This is a genomic window from Actinomadura oligospora ATCC 43269 (genome assembly GCF_000518265.1).
Lineage (GTDB): Bacteria > Actinomycetota > Actinomycetes > Streptosporangiales > Streptosporangiaceae > Spirillospora > Spirillospora oligospora.
Map to the genome: position 1 here is coordinate 91,920 of NZ_JADG01000011.1, position 13,688 is coordinate 105,607.

The window sequence follows — 13,688 nt, forward strand, 5'->3', positions numbered from 1 at the left end:
TCATGGATGTCGACCCTAGACAACCACCGGCGTGACGTGCGTCCCACCAGCGCATGATTTGTCGCGGTCGCCGGTCATCTCCTCCACTGACATGCCCGGACGAGGCGTGCTACCTCCGGCGCATCCCAGCGGTTCGGGCGAAGGGCCCCTCAGGGACACCTACCCGGCTTTCGGTCGGAGTACTTTACACATTGTTGGCACTACAAGTAGTGGCCGTGCCGTTCCTCTGCGCTCCGGCGAGCGGGCGGGACGGGCGGCAGATCCTCCGGCCGCAGGAGCGTGACCTCCGCGGACGTGGGCGTTTCCGCGCCTCCGGAGGGCTCGGCGGTGATCCGCTGCGCCTGGCGGGCGATGGCGGCGTCCAGCAGGTTTCGGACGAACCTCGCGTTGCTGAACTCCGGGCCCCGGGGCTGGGCCGCGATCCGCCGCCGGACGGCGCCCGGGAGCCCGTCCGCGAGCCGGAATCCGGCGGCCCCGGCCATCGACTCGAAGATCGCGACCAGCTCGTCCTCGGAGTAGTCGGGGAAGCTCAGCACGCGCGGGAACCGGTCGCGCAGCCCCGGGTTGGACGACAGGAACCGCTCCATCGGGTCGGCGTACCCGGCGACGATCACGACCAGGTCGGCGCGGTGCTCCTCCATGAGCTTCAGCAGCTCGGCGACGGCCTCGGGGCCGAAGTCGAGCCGGTCTCCCCCGCTCCCGGCGGCGGCGAGCGTGTACGCCTCGTCCACGAACAGGACGCCGCCGAGGGCGCGCTCGACGGCCGCGCGCACGCGCGGCGCGGTCTGCCCGACGTACTCGGCGACCAGGTCGGCGCGGGTGACCTCGACCAGGTGCCCGGACGACAGCAGCCCGAGCCGCGCGTACACGGCGGCGATCAGGCGCGCGACGGTCGTCTTGGCGGTGCCGGGGTTGCCGGTGAAGACCATGTGGCGGGCGGGCGCGTTCTGCGTCACCCCGGCGTCGCGCCGCATCGGCTCGGCGCGCGCCTCCGCGGCCAGCGCCCTGACCTCGGCCTTCACCACCTCCAGGCCGACGAGCGCCTCGATCGCGGCGACCGGGTCGCCGGGCAGCGCGTCGCGCGCGGGGCCGAGCGCGTCCGGGACGTCGGCGAGCAGGATCTCGTCCAGCGACTCGGTCTCGTCGACCACGCCGTCCGCGAGGACGCGGCGGCCCTGGAGCGCGACGGCGCGGTCGAGCAGGTCGACCATGAGCCGGGCGTTGCCGAAGTCGCGTTCGCGCGGCGCCGCGCGGACGAGCCGTCCGATCTCGGCGAGGACGCCGCCCGCGAGCGCGAACCCCGTCTCGGCGGCGCGCCGCGCGAACACCTCGACGAGCTCGTCGTCGGTGAGGTCCGGGAAGCGGACGACGCGCGGGAACGTGGCGGCGAGGTCGGAGTGCGAGCGCAGCAGCCCGTTCAGCTCGGCCTCCGGGCCGGTGAGGACGACGAGCAGGTCGTCCGGGTGGGCCTGGACGGCCGACAGCAGCACGTCGACGGCCTCGCGTCCACGCGCGCCCTCGGCGGTCGCGAAGACGTGCACGTCGCGCACCAGCAGGACGCCGCCGAGGGCGCGCTCGACGGCGGCGCGGACCTTCGCGGCGGTCTCGCCGGGGAACTCCCCGACCAGGTCGGCGCGGTCGGTCTCGACCAGCACGCCCGTGGACAGCCTGCCCAGGTCGGCGTACATCCGGCCGAGGACGCGCGCGACGCGGCTCTTGCCGGTGCCGGGGTTGCCCGTGAACACCAGGTGCCGGGGGCGGGACGCGACCGGCATCCCCGCCTCGCGCCGCAGCCGCTCGGCGCGCGCCTCCGCGACCAGCGCCTCCACCTCGCGCTTCACCGGCTCGATGCCCACGCACGAGGCGAGTTCGACGGCCGGGTCGGCGGGGACCGTCTCGGCGGCTCCGGTGGGCGTGATGCGGGACGGCAGGTCCGCGGGCGCGAGGACGATCTCGCCTCCGTCCGGCGTCGCGCCACCGCCCGGCGCCGCACCACCGCCCGGCGTCGCGTCGCCGTCCGGCGTCGCTTCGGCGGTGGCGAGGCGGGCGCGGGCGGCGGCGACGGACTCGGCGGCGAGGTAGTCGGCCAGGCGCGACCCGCGCAGGTTCCCGCGCGGGGGCGTGCGCACGAGCAGGACACCCGCCGCGCGCGCCACATCCGGGGGCGCCGTCGCGCCGCGTGAGGAGACGGCCCGGCGGAAGAGCTCGGTGAGGCCGTCCTCGGTGAGGTCGCGTGTCCGGACGACGTCGAACGCGCGCACGAGGGCGGGGTTGAGGTCGAGCAGGCGCCGGTCTCCGTTCGTCCGGCAGAGCGCGACGACGTCGAGGGAGGGCGAGCGGGCGAGGAGGCGGCGCAGTTCCTCCACGGCGGCCGGTCCGCAGCGCTCGGCGGACGCGAGGCGCTCCAGGTCGTCCACGACGAGGAGCAGACGCGTCTCGACGCACTCGCGCACGCGCGAGGACAGCCACATGACGGCCTCGCTCACGCCGAGCGACGCGAACGACTGGTCCGAGATCCACAGGACGGAACGGACCGCGCCGAGCCGCACGAGGCTCTCCGCGAGCAGGTCGGCGGCGTCGGTGCGTCCGCTGCCCTCGGGACCGGCGATCAGCATCCGGACGGGACGCCGTCCGGCCGCGCGGTCGGCGAGCGCCACGCGCATCGCGCGCACGAGGTCGGGCTGCCCGACGACGGGTTCGAAGTCGTGCTCGTCAACGGCCATGGCCTCCGAGGCGTCACCGGCGGCGGGACGTCCGACGGGATGGCCCGCGAGCGAGTCGCGCAGCGGGTTGGCGACCCGCCGCAGCGCGAACAGCCGCCGCAGGTCCTCCTGGAAGTGCCCGACCGGCAGGCGGCAGCGCGGGTTCACCGCGACGCCCGGCAGGCCCTGGACGGCCCCGGTGACGCGCGCGGCCATGTCGAGCCAGGCGCGGCACGCGTCGGCCTCCCCGGCGACCAGGCCGCGCGCGAGCCAGCCGCGCAGCCGCGTCTGCCAGAGGTCGGGGTCGAAGTCGCCGGTCTCGGCGGTGAGCCGGTCGGCGACGTCGCCGTAGCCGTCCGCGCCGAGCGGGACGGCCAGTTCGGCGGGAGCCTCGGGGACCTCGCCCGCCGCGAGCAGCCGGGCGAACGCGACCTCGAACGGCTCCGCGCCGTGCGCCGCCCGCGCGAGCCGTCCGTGCGCCGCCGCGAGCCCCTCACAGGCCCAGGTGAGGTAGGCGACCGGACCGGCGAGCTCGGGCAGGGCGGCCAGTTCGTCCTCGGTCAGCTCGGCGGCCCAGACCTCCTCCAGCCGGTCGCGCGGGGTGCTCATCGCGAGCTCGCGCAGCTCCGGACGCTCGTGGAACCGGTCGAACAGCCCGGCCAGGGCCAGCCGCCGCTCCTCCAGGGGCGCGAGACCGGCGAGGACGTCCAGCGCGGCACGGCCCAGCTCGAACATCACGGCGCGGCGCTCCGGGTCGTCCCCGGCCGGTTCGGGCAGCCACAGGCCGGGCGGGCGCCACCGTCCGCCCTGGGAGAACCACGCCAGCGGATGCCGCACCGGCGACTCGGGGTCGGCGAGCAGGTCGCCGAGAAGCTCGAAGTCGACGTCCCCGCGGTTGCCCGCGCGCACCGACCCGGCTCCCAGGAGGAACGTCAGCAGCGACCACAGCTCGGCCCCCGCCGCGGACGTCCCCGGCCCGTAGAAGTCGCTGAGCCGCCGTGTCAGCACCACCGCCCGCTCGTCGGCGTTGAAGGCGACGGCGCGTTCGCGCATCTCCTTGTAGAGCCCGTCGGGAACCCTCCAGGGGCCGGACGCGTACACGTCCAGGACGGGTTCGTCGGTCAACAGCAGCTGAAGGTGAGACGGAAGCCGGGGGGAAGCCACGACAGCACTGTAACCACGCGGAGACCCCCGGAACCGGCTTCACACCGCATTCCGTGACCGCTCCGCCACCGAACCCCGGTCGACACCCTGGTCGACACCCGGCCGGCGGGCGCGCTCAGCGGACGCGCGACCGCTGCGACGACCCGCATCCCTGCAGCGGAAGCGCGTCGGGACGCTTGGCGGTGCGCCCGTCGCCGGACGAGCGTCCGGTCGCGCGGCGTCCGATCCAGGGCAGCAGGTAGGTGCGGGCCCAGTGCACGTCCTCGCGGCGCTGGGTCAGCCAGTCACCGGTGTCGAGCGGGGGCCAGGGCTCGTTCCAGTCGCCGTCCACCGGGACCCCGATCACGTCGGCGACGCGCAGCGCGAGCCGCCGGTGCCCCTCGGACGACAGGTGGAGCCGGTCCTCGAACCAGGCGCGCGGGTCGTTGAACACCGGCATCAGCGCCCACAGGTCGACCACGTCGCACCCGCGCCGGTCGGCGATGGCGCGCAGGTGCATGTTGTAGGTCGCGGCCTTGCCGCGGATGCGCTTCCCGGACCGCAGGCCGTGCGGGTCGAACCCGGTGAACAGCACGACGCGCGCGCCCGTCCCACGCAGCGTCCGGACGGCCTCGTCGAACTCGATCGCGAGCGCGTCCGGGTCGCCGCCCGGCCGGATGATGTCGTTGCCGCCCGCGCAGAACGTGACGAGGTCGGGCGACATCCCGACCGCGCGCGGCACCTGGTCCTGGACGATCTGCCGCAGCAGCTTCCCCCGCACGGCCAGATTGGCGTACCGCAGTTCCGGATTCCCCGCCGAGAGGTGCTCGGCCACCCGGTCGGCCCACCCCCGGAACACGTCGTCCAGCCCCGGGACGGGATCGTTCATCCCCTCGGTGAAGCTGTCCCCAATGGCAACGAACGTGCCGATGCTCTCCGCGTCACCCATAAAGCCGTTCCTCGTGCAGGTCCAAGTACTTCGATCACCTAGGAACTAATAGTGCATCGTGCATATTTCCTACGCGACCGTAGTGACCGGCACCGGACGCACGGTGACGGGCGGCACGGGGCGAAGACGGGCACAAGCGAACGACCGTGCGATGGCGTCAGCCTCACACGGTCGTTCGCGCGCCGAATCCCCGTTCAACGCTCCCTGGTCAGTGCGTACCGACCATGGACAGCGCATGCTGGACGAGGGTGATCAGGACCTTCTTCGTCGACTCGCGGTTGCGTGCGTCACACTCGACGATCGGCACGTGCGAGCTGACCGACAGCGCCTCGCGGATGTCCTCCTTGGCGTACTGGAACTCGCCGTGGAAGCCGTTGACGCCGACGACGAAGGGGAGGCCCAGCTCCTCGAAGTAGTCGACCGCGGCGAAGCAGTCGGCGAGGCGTCGGGTGTCGACCAGCACCACCGCGCCGATCGCCCCCTTGACCAGGTCGTCCCACATGAACCAGAAGCGGTGCTGGCCCGGCGTGCCGAACAGGTACAGGATCAGCTCGCTGTCGAGCGACACGCGGCCGAAGTCCATCGCGACCGTCGTGGTCGTCTTGTCGGGCACCGCCGACAGGTCGTCCACGTCGGCGCTGGCCGCGGTCATCACGGCCTCGGTGGTGAGCGGCATGATCTCCGACACCGAACCCACGAACGTGGTCTTGCCGACGCCGAAGCCGCCGCCGACGACGATCTTGACCGAGGTCAGCTCCGGCCCGTCCCCGGGCGCGGCCGCAGCTGACGGCTGGTCATAGCTTCCGAAGCCCACTCAGAACCCTCTCAAGCAGTCGGATGTCCGGCTGCGCGCCCGCCGGGCGGGACTGGTGCAGCCGGAGCAGGCCCTCCAGGGCCATGTCGGCGACGAGGACGCGTGCGACGCCGAGCGGCAGCCGCAGCAGTGCCGACACCTCGGCCACCGACCGCGCCGTCCGGCAGATGTCCATGATCGCCCGGTATTCCGGGGTCAACGAGGAGATGTCGCGCGGCGGATGCGGCGCGGCGGTCACCATCGCCTCGATCGCGAGGTCGTACCGGGGCCGGGTCCGGCCGCCGGTGACCGCGTAGGGGCGCACCAGCGAGCTGGTCTCCCCTCCGGACTCGCCGCCGCCGTGCCGTGGCGTGCGGCCCTGTCCCGGGTGCGGCTGCTGCCCCGGCACGGGGTAGCCGCCGCTGTGCCCGCCCTGGGGGACGTCACCGTGCCATCCCGGCGGGCCGCCGCCCGCTCCGGGACCGAAGGAACCACCTTGATCCATCGCACCGACCTCCGTGTTCAGGGTCCGCTAGTACCGGGCCGGCCCGGCGCCCATGCCCGACCCCGGGTGACCGGCGTAGGGGGGCTGCTGCTCGGCGGTGCGCAGCGCGGGGGTCAGCACACGACCCACGCGCTCGACCAGGAGCGTCATCTCGTAGGCCACCAGGCCCAGGTCGCAGTCCGGCGCGGCCAGCACCGCGAACACCGCCCCGTTGGCGATGGACATCACGAACAGCAGTCCGCGGTCCATCTCCACGACGGTCTGGTTCACCCCGCCGGCGTCGAAGATCTTCGCCGCGCCCTGGGTGAGGCTCATCAGCCCCGAGGCGATCGCCGACAGCTGGTCGGCGCGCTCCGGCGGGAAGCCCGCCGAGTACGCCATCGGCAATCCGTCGGAGGAGACCACCACGGCGTGCGCGACCTTCGGGACACGGTCCGCGAAGTTCGTCACCAACCAGTTGAGATCCTGCCCGCTCACCGCGTGCCTCCTGTCTCTCCGCCGCTCCTGTGCGACGGATCTTCACCTGTGGTACCGCTGTCCGCAGACCCCGCTCCGGGCAGGTCGGGGGTCGCGCCACGGGTCTCGGTGCGTCCCCGCTGGACGCCACGCTGCAGGCTCGCGAACCGGTTGCGCACCGTGTCCGCGGGCGGTCCGTCGGCCGCCCGCGCGGGGCCGAGGCCCTGCTGCGGGGCGGGCGCCTGGGCCGCGCCGCCGGCGGCCGGCTGGGCACCGTTCGCGCCGTTCCGGGCGCCGATGGCGCCGGGAACGCGGTTGCGGCCGGGGACCCGCTTGGGCAGCCCCGCGTCGGTCTTCTTGCCCTGGACGGGCTCGCGCAGCGCCTCGACGGCCTGGAAGCCCTCGTCGCCGGCGGCCTTCCAGCCCCGCACCGGGTCGGCGTCGGGGTTCGGCTCGGCGCCGCGCTGGAACCACTCCGACTGCATCGCCTCGAAGATCGGCGAGCGGGGCGGGCGGCCGGGCCGCCCGGGCGAGGCCGGCGGTCCGGCCTCGGCGGCGCGGTTCGCGCGGGGGGCCGGGGGCGCGGCGGGGGCGGGCGGCTGCGCGGCGTGCGACGCGTCCGCGCGCGGCTGCCTGGCCGGGGGCTGGGCCTGAGGCCGGTTGGTCTGCTCCGGAATGGCGTCCTCCGGGATGTTCGGTTCCTCCGGGATGGCGCTGACGGGGCCGGTGTCCCACGAGAACGCGCGGCGGGCCGGGGCCGGCTCGGGGTTCTCGGAGCGTGGCGGCAGCGGTGCCGTGTGGCCGGGGTCTCCGGCGTACGGCTCGGCGGGGTTCCGGTCCGCCGGGGCGGACCGGTCGTGCTGCGTACGGTCTGTGGAAGGACGGTCGGCCGGGTCGCCGGGCCACTGGCCGGACGCGCCGGGCGTCGACGCGCCGCGCTGGTCCTGGCCGCCGCGGTCGGCGGGCTGGAAGACGTCGTCCGAGGCCCCGCTCCCCACGCCGGGCAGCTGCGCGCCGGGACGGCGCACGGGCAGGCCGGAGGTGGTGCTGCGGGTCGGGTCCTCCTGGTCGGCGCGCGGCGCGGGCGGACGCGCGGAGGAACCGCCCACGGGGCCGTCCATCCGGGTCTCGGTGAGGTCGCCGTTGGCGTGTCCCAGGCCGTTCACGCCGGTCGCGCCGTTCACGCCGGTCGCGCCGAGGTCGCGCTGGTCGCCGGTGCCCCCGAAGACGGGCTGCGGGCCGGTGTCGCCGAAGCGGCGGCCGTGCCGTCCCTCGAAGCGGGCGCCGTTCTCGCCGAAGCGCGACGAGCCGAAGCCGTCGGCGTCCGGACGGGCCGGGTATCCGTCGTCCTGGGCGGCGCCGGGGCGCTCCTCCACGACGGTCGCGGTCGGGGCGGCGAGCGCCGGGACGGCCGCGCCCTCGATCTGGGCCGCGCCGCCGCCGCGGGTGCCGACGCCGGCGTTGTCCGCGGGGCTGACGACGTGGTCGGGCAGCATGACGAACGCGGTGAGGCCGCCGCCCTGCGCCATGCGCAGTTCCACCCGGATGCCGTGCCGGATGGCGAGGCGGCCGACCACGAACAGGCCCATGCGGCGGGCCGCGGAGAAGTCGATGACCGGCGGGTTCGCCAGGCGCCAGTTGGCCTGCTCGAGCTCGTCGGCGGTCATGCCCACGCCGTTGTCGGTGATCTGGAGCATCGCGCCGCCGCCGCTGAGCCGCTGGCCGGAGACGGTGACACGGGTGCGTCCGTCGGAGAAGACGGTGGCGTTCTCGACCAGCTCCGCGAGCAGGTGGACGAGGTCGTTGACGACGGGCCCGGCGACGGTCATGTCGCCGTGCACGCGGACCTCGACCCGCTCGTACTGCTCGACCTCCGACAGGGAGGCGCGGACGACGTCGATGAACGGGACCGGCTGGGTCCACCGGCGGGCCTGGTCCTGGCCGCCGAGGACCAGCAGGTTCTCGTTGTTGCGGCGCATGCGGGTGGCGAGGTGGTCCAGGCGGAACAGGTTCGCCAGCTGCTCCTCGTCGCGCTCGCTCTGCTCCAGCTCCTCGATGAGCTGCAGCTGGCGCTCGATGAGGGTCTGGCTGCGGCGCGAGAGGTTGACGAACATCGCGTTGATGTTGCCTCGCAGGACGGCCTCGTCGGCCGCGAGCCGCACCGCCTCGCGGTGGACCTCGTCGAACGCGCGGGCCACCTGGCCGATCTCGTCGGTGGAGTTGACATCGATCGGCTCGACCTCGATGCCCTGGGCGGCGGCCTCCGGGTCGCGGAGCCGGTCGACCAGGCCGGGCAGCCGGGTGCCGGCGATCTCCAGCGCGCCGTCCTTCAGGCGGCGCAGCGGGCGGACCAGCGAGCGGGCGACGCCGAGGGTGAACAGCAGGACCGCGATGAGGACGCCGGCGACGACCGCGCCCTGCACCATCACCGACTGCTGGGCGTCGCTCTTGCGCTGCCCGGCGGAGGCGATGATGCCGTCCACCATCTTGCGCTGCACCGAGTACATCTTGTCGACGGTGCCGGTCATGGCCTTGCGCCACGCCTCGCTGTCGCCGCCGCCGCGGATCAGCCGCAGCTTGCCGCCGCGCAGGCTCTCGGTGAGCGCGCGCTCGCGGTACTCGGCGGCGCGGTCGACGTCGGGGCCGATGACGGTGTCGTCGTAGAGCTGCCGCTGGGACAGGTGGGCCGCGGTGCGGAAGTTGGCCAGGTCGCCGTCCATCTGGGCGCGGGCGTCGAGCAGGCCCCGCAGGCCGTCGGTGTTGAGGCGGCCGGTGCCGAGGCCGGTGAGCAGGACCGCGCGCTGCAGGGACGCCTGCTCGGTGGCGCGGCTGAGCGCGGCGAGGGCTCGGGTGTCGGTGGTGAGCCCGGGGTCGTTGGTGGCGGTGGAGATGCCGTCGAGGTAGGCGATGACCTCGCCGAGCATCTCGGTGTACTTGGTGGTCACCGTGTCGGCCGGGACACGCGCCGAGGTGAGCTGGCGCAGCGCGGCGAGTCCCTCGAGGCGGGTGTTCAGGGCGCGGACGTCGTTCTCGCCGTCGGACGAGACGACGGTCCTGGCGCGCTTGCGCACCTCCGCGGCGACCCGGTCCACCTTGGCGTACTGCTGGGTGACGGGGGCCTTGCCGCCGGCGGGCCGTCCGGCGGCGATGTAACCCGCGGACAGGTCGCGCTCGGTGCCGAGCTCGTGGGCCAGGTCGGTGACGCTGCCGCCCAGTTCCGCCATCCGCTCGACCTTGGCGTAGTCGCTCGCGTCCTGCTGGGCGCTGAGGACCCGCAGCCCGCCGAGGACGACGGCGACGGCGGTCGGGATGAGGATCAGGGCGACCAGCCGGACCGGCACGCGCCAGTTCGACGGCTTGAACCTGCTCCCGCCGCCACGGCCGTCCGGCGCCGGGACGCTCGCGGTGGCCGGGCTCTCCGGAGCCGCACCAGCCTCGGACCGCTCCCCGTTGACGGGGCGGTCGCCGGGCACGGCCCGGGAGCCCCCTGCCCGGGGGCCTTCGTCCGGCAGGGCCTCCGATGCCGGATCGCCCGCTCGATTGCGCACTTGGCGTTTACACCCTCTCACTTACTGTGCCGTTCACGGCCGTCCGGTCCGCGGACGCCGGAGTCCAGGCGCCAGTGGCGGACGCGACCGGCGAGCGGGGCGCTTTCGACACGCGCCACCGCGGGACGCCCTCCGCTGCGCCCGACATTGCAGCACATTAGGGGAATCGCCGCAAAGAGAAGCACAACTTGGCGATCTTCGCGGGCTGACCTTGCGAAACGTGTGCAGTATGTCCGATTTCTGCCTTTATGTCCCAGGACAAAGCACCCGAACGAACCCACACCGAGCGCCCCGGCTCCGTTACTCCGAGTAGGAGATCGCGCCCGGGAAGACCCGCCGCGAGTCGCCCGGGACGTCAATGCGCGGCGCCGCGAGCCCCTCCCCCCAACGGTTTTCCCTCCCATTCCCGCCACCCTCGCCGGAGCCCCGGAAGGCACTAATCGAACAACTGTTCGACCAGCTAAGAAGGCGGAAGAGGGTTGCGGCGATACCCACCTGTTTGCGATATGGTCCGACCGCTGTCGATCAAGTAAAACCAGCTCGATCGGCACACGGCGCCGGTGCCCACCCCCCTGGCCGCACCGCCCGCCGCCCCCTCCGAGTACCGAAGGAACGAGATGAATCGGTCGAGGCGTGATAACGCCGGAACCGGCCCTGGGACCAGTGTTACAGGCGTCGACGTCGGCGCTGGACTGGTCGAACGCGTAGCCGGACCGTCCTCGGCGGACGTCTCGGCGAGGACGGCGGGCCGATGACGGCCGCCGCTGATCTCTCCTCGGCCGACACCGCGACCGCCGCTCCCGCTCGTGCGGCCCGCCGCCGCACCCGCCGCCGCGGTTCCGGATCCGGCGGGATGACCCGCCGTGGCCGGTTCGTCCGCGGTCTGGTCGGAGTCCTCGTCACGGTCGGCGCCCTGGAGGCGCTCGGGCGCGCGCACCTGGTCAGCGAGGAGAACTTCCCGCCGGCGTCCAAGGTCCTCTCGCGCGCGGCGGAACTGGCCCGCGACCACGACTTCGTGTTCGTCCAGCTGAAGGCGACGCTCGAAGCCTGGGGCCTCGGCATGCTGCTGGCGATCGTCATCGCCGTCCCGCTGGGCCTGCTGTTCGGCACCGTGCCGTACGTGAACACCGCGGCGCGCGCGCTGGTGGAGTTCCTGCGGCCGATCCCGTCGGTGGCGCTGATCCCGCTGGTCGGGCTGATCCTCGGCTCGGGCCTCGAGATGAAGGTCACGCTGATCACCTACGCCGCCGTGTGGCCGGTGCTGTTCAACACCCTCTACGGGCTGCGCGACGTGGACCCGCTCGCCAAGGAGACGCTGCGCGCGTTCGGCTTCGGCCCGCTGGCGATCCTGTGGCGCGCCGTGCTGCCCGCCGCCGCGCCGTTCATCTACACCGGCGTCCGGCTGGCCGCCTCGATCGCGCTGATCCTCGCGGTCGGCACCGAGGTGCTGTCCGGGTTCGGCGAGGGCCTCGGCAACTTCATCGGCCAGGCCGCCATCGCGCTCGGCGGCACCGAGGACGTCCTCGCCGGGACGGTCTGGGCCGGCTGCCTCGGCCTGATCGTGAACGTCCTGCTCATGCTCGGCGAGCGGCGGCTGTTCCACTGGCACTTCCGGGAGGGCCGATGACCGCCGTAGCGACCGGACGTCCGCGTCGCGGACTCGCCTGGCGGGCACTGCGCGCGGTCCTGGACCGCTGGCTGGTGTTCGCGCTCGCGGCCGGGCTGTGGGAGTGGGGCGCGCGCGCCGCGCACGACACGTTCTTCCCGCCGCCGTCCAAGATCCTCCAGCAGATGCACCACATGTGGTTCACCGCCGGGGCGGACCGGCTCTTCCTCAACAAGGAGGCCACCGGGAACATCCTTCCCAGCCTCGCCCGGATGGCCGTGGCGTTCGCGCTGTCGGCGCTCCTCGGAGCGGTGCTCGGAATGCTGCTCGGACGGTCCGAGCGGGTGTACGCCTACGTGGACCCGGTGTTCCAGTTCGTCCGCGCGATCCCGCCGCCCGCGCTGGTGCCGCTGTTCATGGTGCTGATGCACATCGGCTCGACGATGCAGGTCACCTCGATCGTGTTCAGCGCGGTGTGGCCGGTGCTCATCAACACCGCCGACGGCGCCCGCACCGTGGACCCGCTCCAGGTCGAGTCGGCCCGCGTGTTCCGCCTGTCGCCCCTCGCGCGGCTGCGCAGGCTGATCATCCCCTCGGCGCTGCCGAAGATCTTCGCCGGCCTGCGGCTGTCGCTGTCGCTGTCGCTGATCCTCATGGTCTTCTCGGAGCTGCTGCCCGGCACCCGCGACGGACTCGGCTTCGAGCTGAGCAACGCGCAGGCCGAGTCCGACCTGCCCACAGTGTGGGCGATCGTCGTGTTGCTCGGCATCCTCGGGTACATCCTCAACGCGGTGCTCACCGCCGTCGAGCGGCGCGCGCTGGCCTGGCACCTGGCCGCCCGCCGCATCGAGATCTGAGCCGCCGCGCCGCGTCCGCCGGGACGGGCGTCCCGGGCCGCACCACCGGTCCGGTCCGCCCTCCCGGCACCCCTGTCCCCCGTCCCCCCGCCGCTCCCCCGAGACCCCGTTAGCCCCCTCCCCCGCACCCATCTAGGAGTACACATGCGGTCGCTTCGTCGACTCACCGCCGCTGTGGCGGGCTTCGCGCTCGCCGGGTCCTCTCTCGCCGCCTGCGGCGGGGACGACAACGACGCCAAGGGCAAGGGCCTGGAGCACGGCGGAAAGATCACCGTCGCCTCCCTTCCCCTGGTGGACGGTGCCGCGCTCTACATCGCGCAGTCCAAGAAGTACTTCGAGGCCGAGGGCCTGAAGGTCACCGTCAAGCCGGTGCAGCAGTCCATCCTGGCGATGCCCGCGCTGAAGAAGGGCGACGTCGACGTCATCGCCGGCGCGAACTACGTCAGCTTCCTCCAGGCCAACGACCAGGGCGCCCTGCACCTGAAGATCCTCAGCGAGGGCGCGACGCTGACCTCGAACATGATGAACGTCGTGGTCAAGTCGAACTCCCCGATCAAGGAGCCGAAGGACCTCGAGGGCAAGACCGTCGCGGTCAACATCCCGCAGAACATCCAGAGCCTGACGCTGGACGCCATCCTGCGCTCCAAGAACGTCGACCCCACCAAGGTCAAGTACGTGAAGGTCGCGTTCCCGACGATGGCCCAGACGCTCGACAAGGGCGACGTGGACGCGGCGCACATGGTCGAGCCGTTCCTCTCCGACGCGCAGAAGAGCAACGGCGACCGCGTCGTCGTGGACGGCGGCAGCGAGCCGGTGAAGGACATGCCGATCTCCGGCTACGTCTCCACCCAGGAGTTCGTCTCCAAGAACCCCAAGGTGGCCGCCGCCTTCCAGCGCGCCATCCTCAAGGCGCAGGCCATCGCCGCGAGCGACCGCAAGCAGGTCGAGCAGGTGCTGCCCGGCTACGCCCACATCCCGCCGCAGGTCGCCCCGGTCATCACGCTGCCGGGCTACCCCACCTCCAACAACGAGACGCGACTCCAGCGGGTCGTCGACCTGATGACGGCGGCCAAGCTGCTCAAGCAGAAGCCGGACATCAAGTCGCTGCTGTTCAACGCGCAGTCCTGAG

General features: G+C 73.3%; 9 protein-coding genes. 3 read left to right on the plus strand and 6 right to left on the minus strand.

Annotation, left to right across the window (positions count from 1 at the left end):
* Positions 1-200: 200 nt before the first annotated feature.
* From P696_RS52630 to P696_RS46545, 6 genes are all read right to left on the minus strand, one after another.
* Complete coding sequence (locus P696_RS52630) at positions 201-3,827, minus strand: AAA family ATPase (RefSeq protein WP_051467860.1); 3,627 nt, start codon at positions 3,825-3,827, stop codon at positions 201-203.
* A gap of 154 nt (positions 3,828-3,981) precedes the next feature.
* The gene (locus P696_RS0118625; RefSeq protein ID WP_026413506.1) at positions 3,982-4,794 is read right to left on the minus strand and encodes an SGNH/GDSL hydrolase family protein; all 813 of its coding nucleotides are present in this window, start codon (positions 4,792-4,794) and stop codon (positions 3,982-3,984) included.
* Between the two features lie 208 nt (positions 4,795-5,002).
* Positions 5,003-5,548 (minus strand): GTP-binding protein, encoded by a 546-nt coding sequence (locus P696_RS46540; RefSeq protein ID WP_034485841.1) that lies wholly within the window; start codon positions 5,546-5,548, stop codon positions 5,003-5,005.
* 40 nt (positions 5,549-5,588) lie between these two features.
* A complete protein-coding gene (locus P696_RS59345; RefSeq protein ID WP_084337754.1) occupies positions 5,589-6,092 on the minus strand; it encodes a DUF742 domain-containing protein in 504 nt (167 codons plus the stop codon).
* Between the two features lie 27 nt (positions 6,093-6,119).
* Positions 6,120-6,569 carry a roadblock/LC7 domain-containing protein gene (locus P696_RS0118640; protein ID WP_026413508.1) on the minus strand — a complete coding sequence of 150 codons (450 nt, stop codon included), beginning with the start codon at positions 6,567-6,569 and terminating at the stop codon, positions 6,120-6,122.
* Positions 6,566-10,021 carry a sensor histidine kinase gene (locus P696_RS46545; RefSeq protein WP_051467861.1) on the minus strand — a complete coding sequence of 1,152 codons (3,456 nt, stop codon included), beginning with the start codon at positions 10,019-10,021 and terminating at the stop codon, positions 6,566-6,568. The genes P696_RS0118640 and P696_RS46545 overlap by 4 nt, the downstream gene beginning before the upstream one ends.
* A gap of 826 nt (positions 10,022-10,847) precedes the next feature.
* Between P696_RS46545 and P696_RS0118650 the strand changes: the two genes are divergently transcribed.
* The 3 genes from P696_RS0118650 (at position 10,848) to P696_RS0118660 (ending at position 13,687) form a co-directional block, all read left to right on the plus strand.
* Positions 10,848-11,723 carry an ABC transporter permease gene (locus P696_RS0118650; protein ID WP_245627717.1) on the plus strand — a complete coding sequence of 292 codons (876 nt, stop codon included), beginning with the start codon at positions 10,848-10,850 and terminating at the stop codon, positions 11,721-11,723.
* Positions 11,720-12,559 carry an ABC transporter permease gene (locus P696_RS0118655; RefSeq protein WP_026413510.1) on the plus strand — a complete coding sequence of 280 codons (840 nt, stop codon included), beginning with the start codon at positions 11,720-11,722 and terminating at the stop codon, positions 12,557-12,559. Before P696_RS0118650 ends, P696_RS0118655 begins: the two co-directional genes overlap by 4 nt.
* A 144-nt stretch (positions 12,560-12,703) precedes the next feature.
* Positions 12,704-13,687: an ABC transporter substrate-binding protein gene (locus P696_RS0118660; protein WP_051467862.1), complete on the plus strand. Its 984-nt coding sequence runs from the start codon at positions 12,704-12,706 to the stop codon at positions 13,685-13,687.
* Position 13,688: the final 1 nt, after the last annotated feature.

Bases quoted from the DNA above. Each gene is read 5' to 3' on its own strand.
- P696_RS0118625 (WP_026413506.1), bottom strand. From the start codon at position 4,794: ATGGGTGACGCGGAGAGCATCGGCACGTTCGTTGCCATTGGGGACAGC.
- P696_RS59345 (WP_084337754.1), bottom strand. From the start codon at position 6,092: ATGGATCAAGGTGGTTCCTTCGGTCCCGGAGCGGGCGGCGGCCCGCCG.
- P696_RS0118650 (WP_245627717.1), top strand. From the start codon at position 10,848: ATGACGGCCGCCGCTGATCTCTCCTCGGCCGACACCGCGACCGCCGCT.
- P696_RS0118655 (WP_026413510.1), top strand. From the start codon at position 11,720: ATGACCGCCGTAGCGACCGGACGTCCGCGTCGCGGACTCGCCTGGCGG.
- P696_RS0118660 (WP_051467862.1), top strand. From the start codon at position 12,704: ATGCGGTCGCTTCGTCGACTCACCGCCGCTGTGGCGGGCTTCGCGCTC.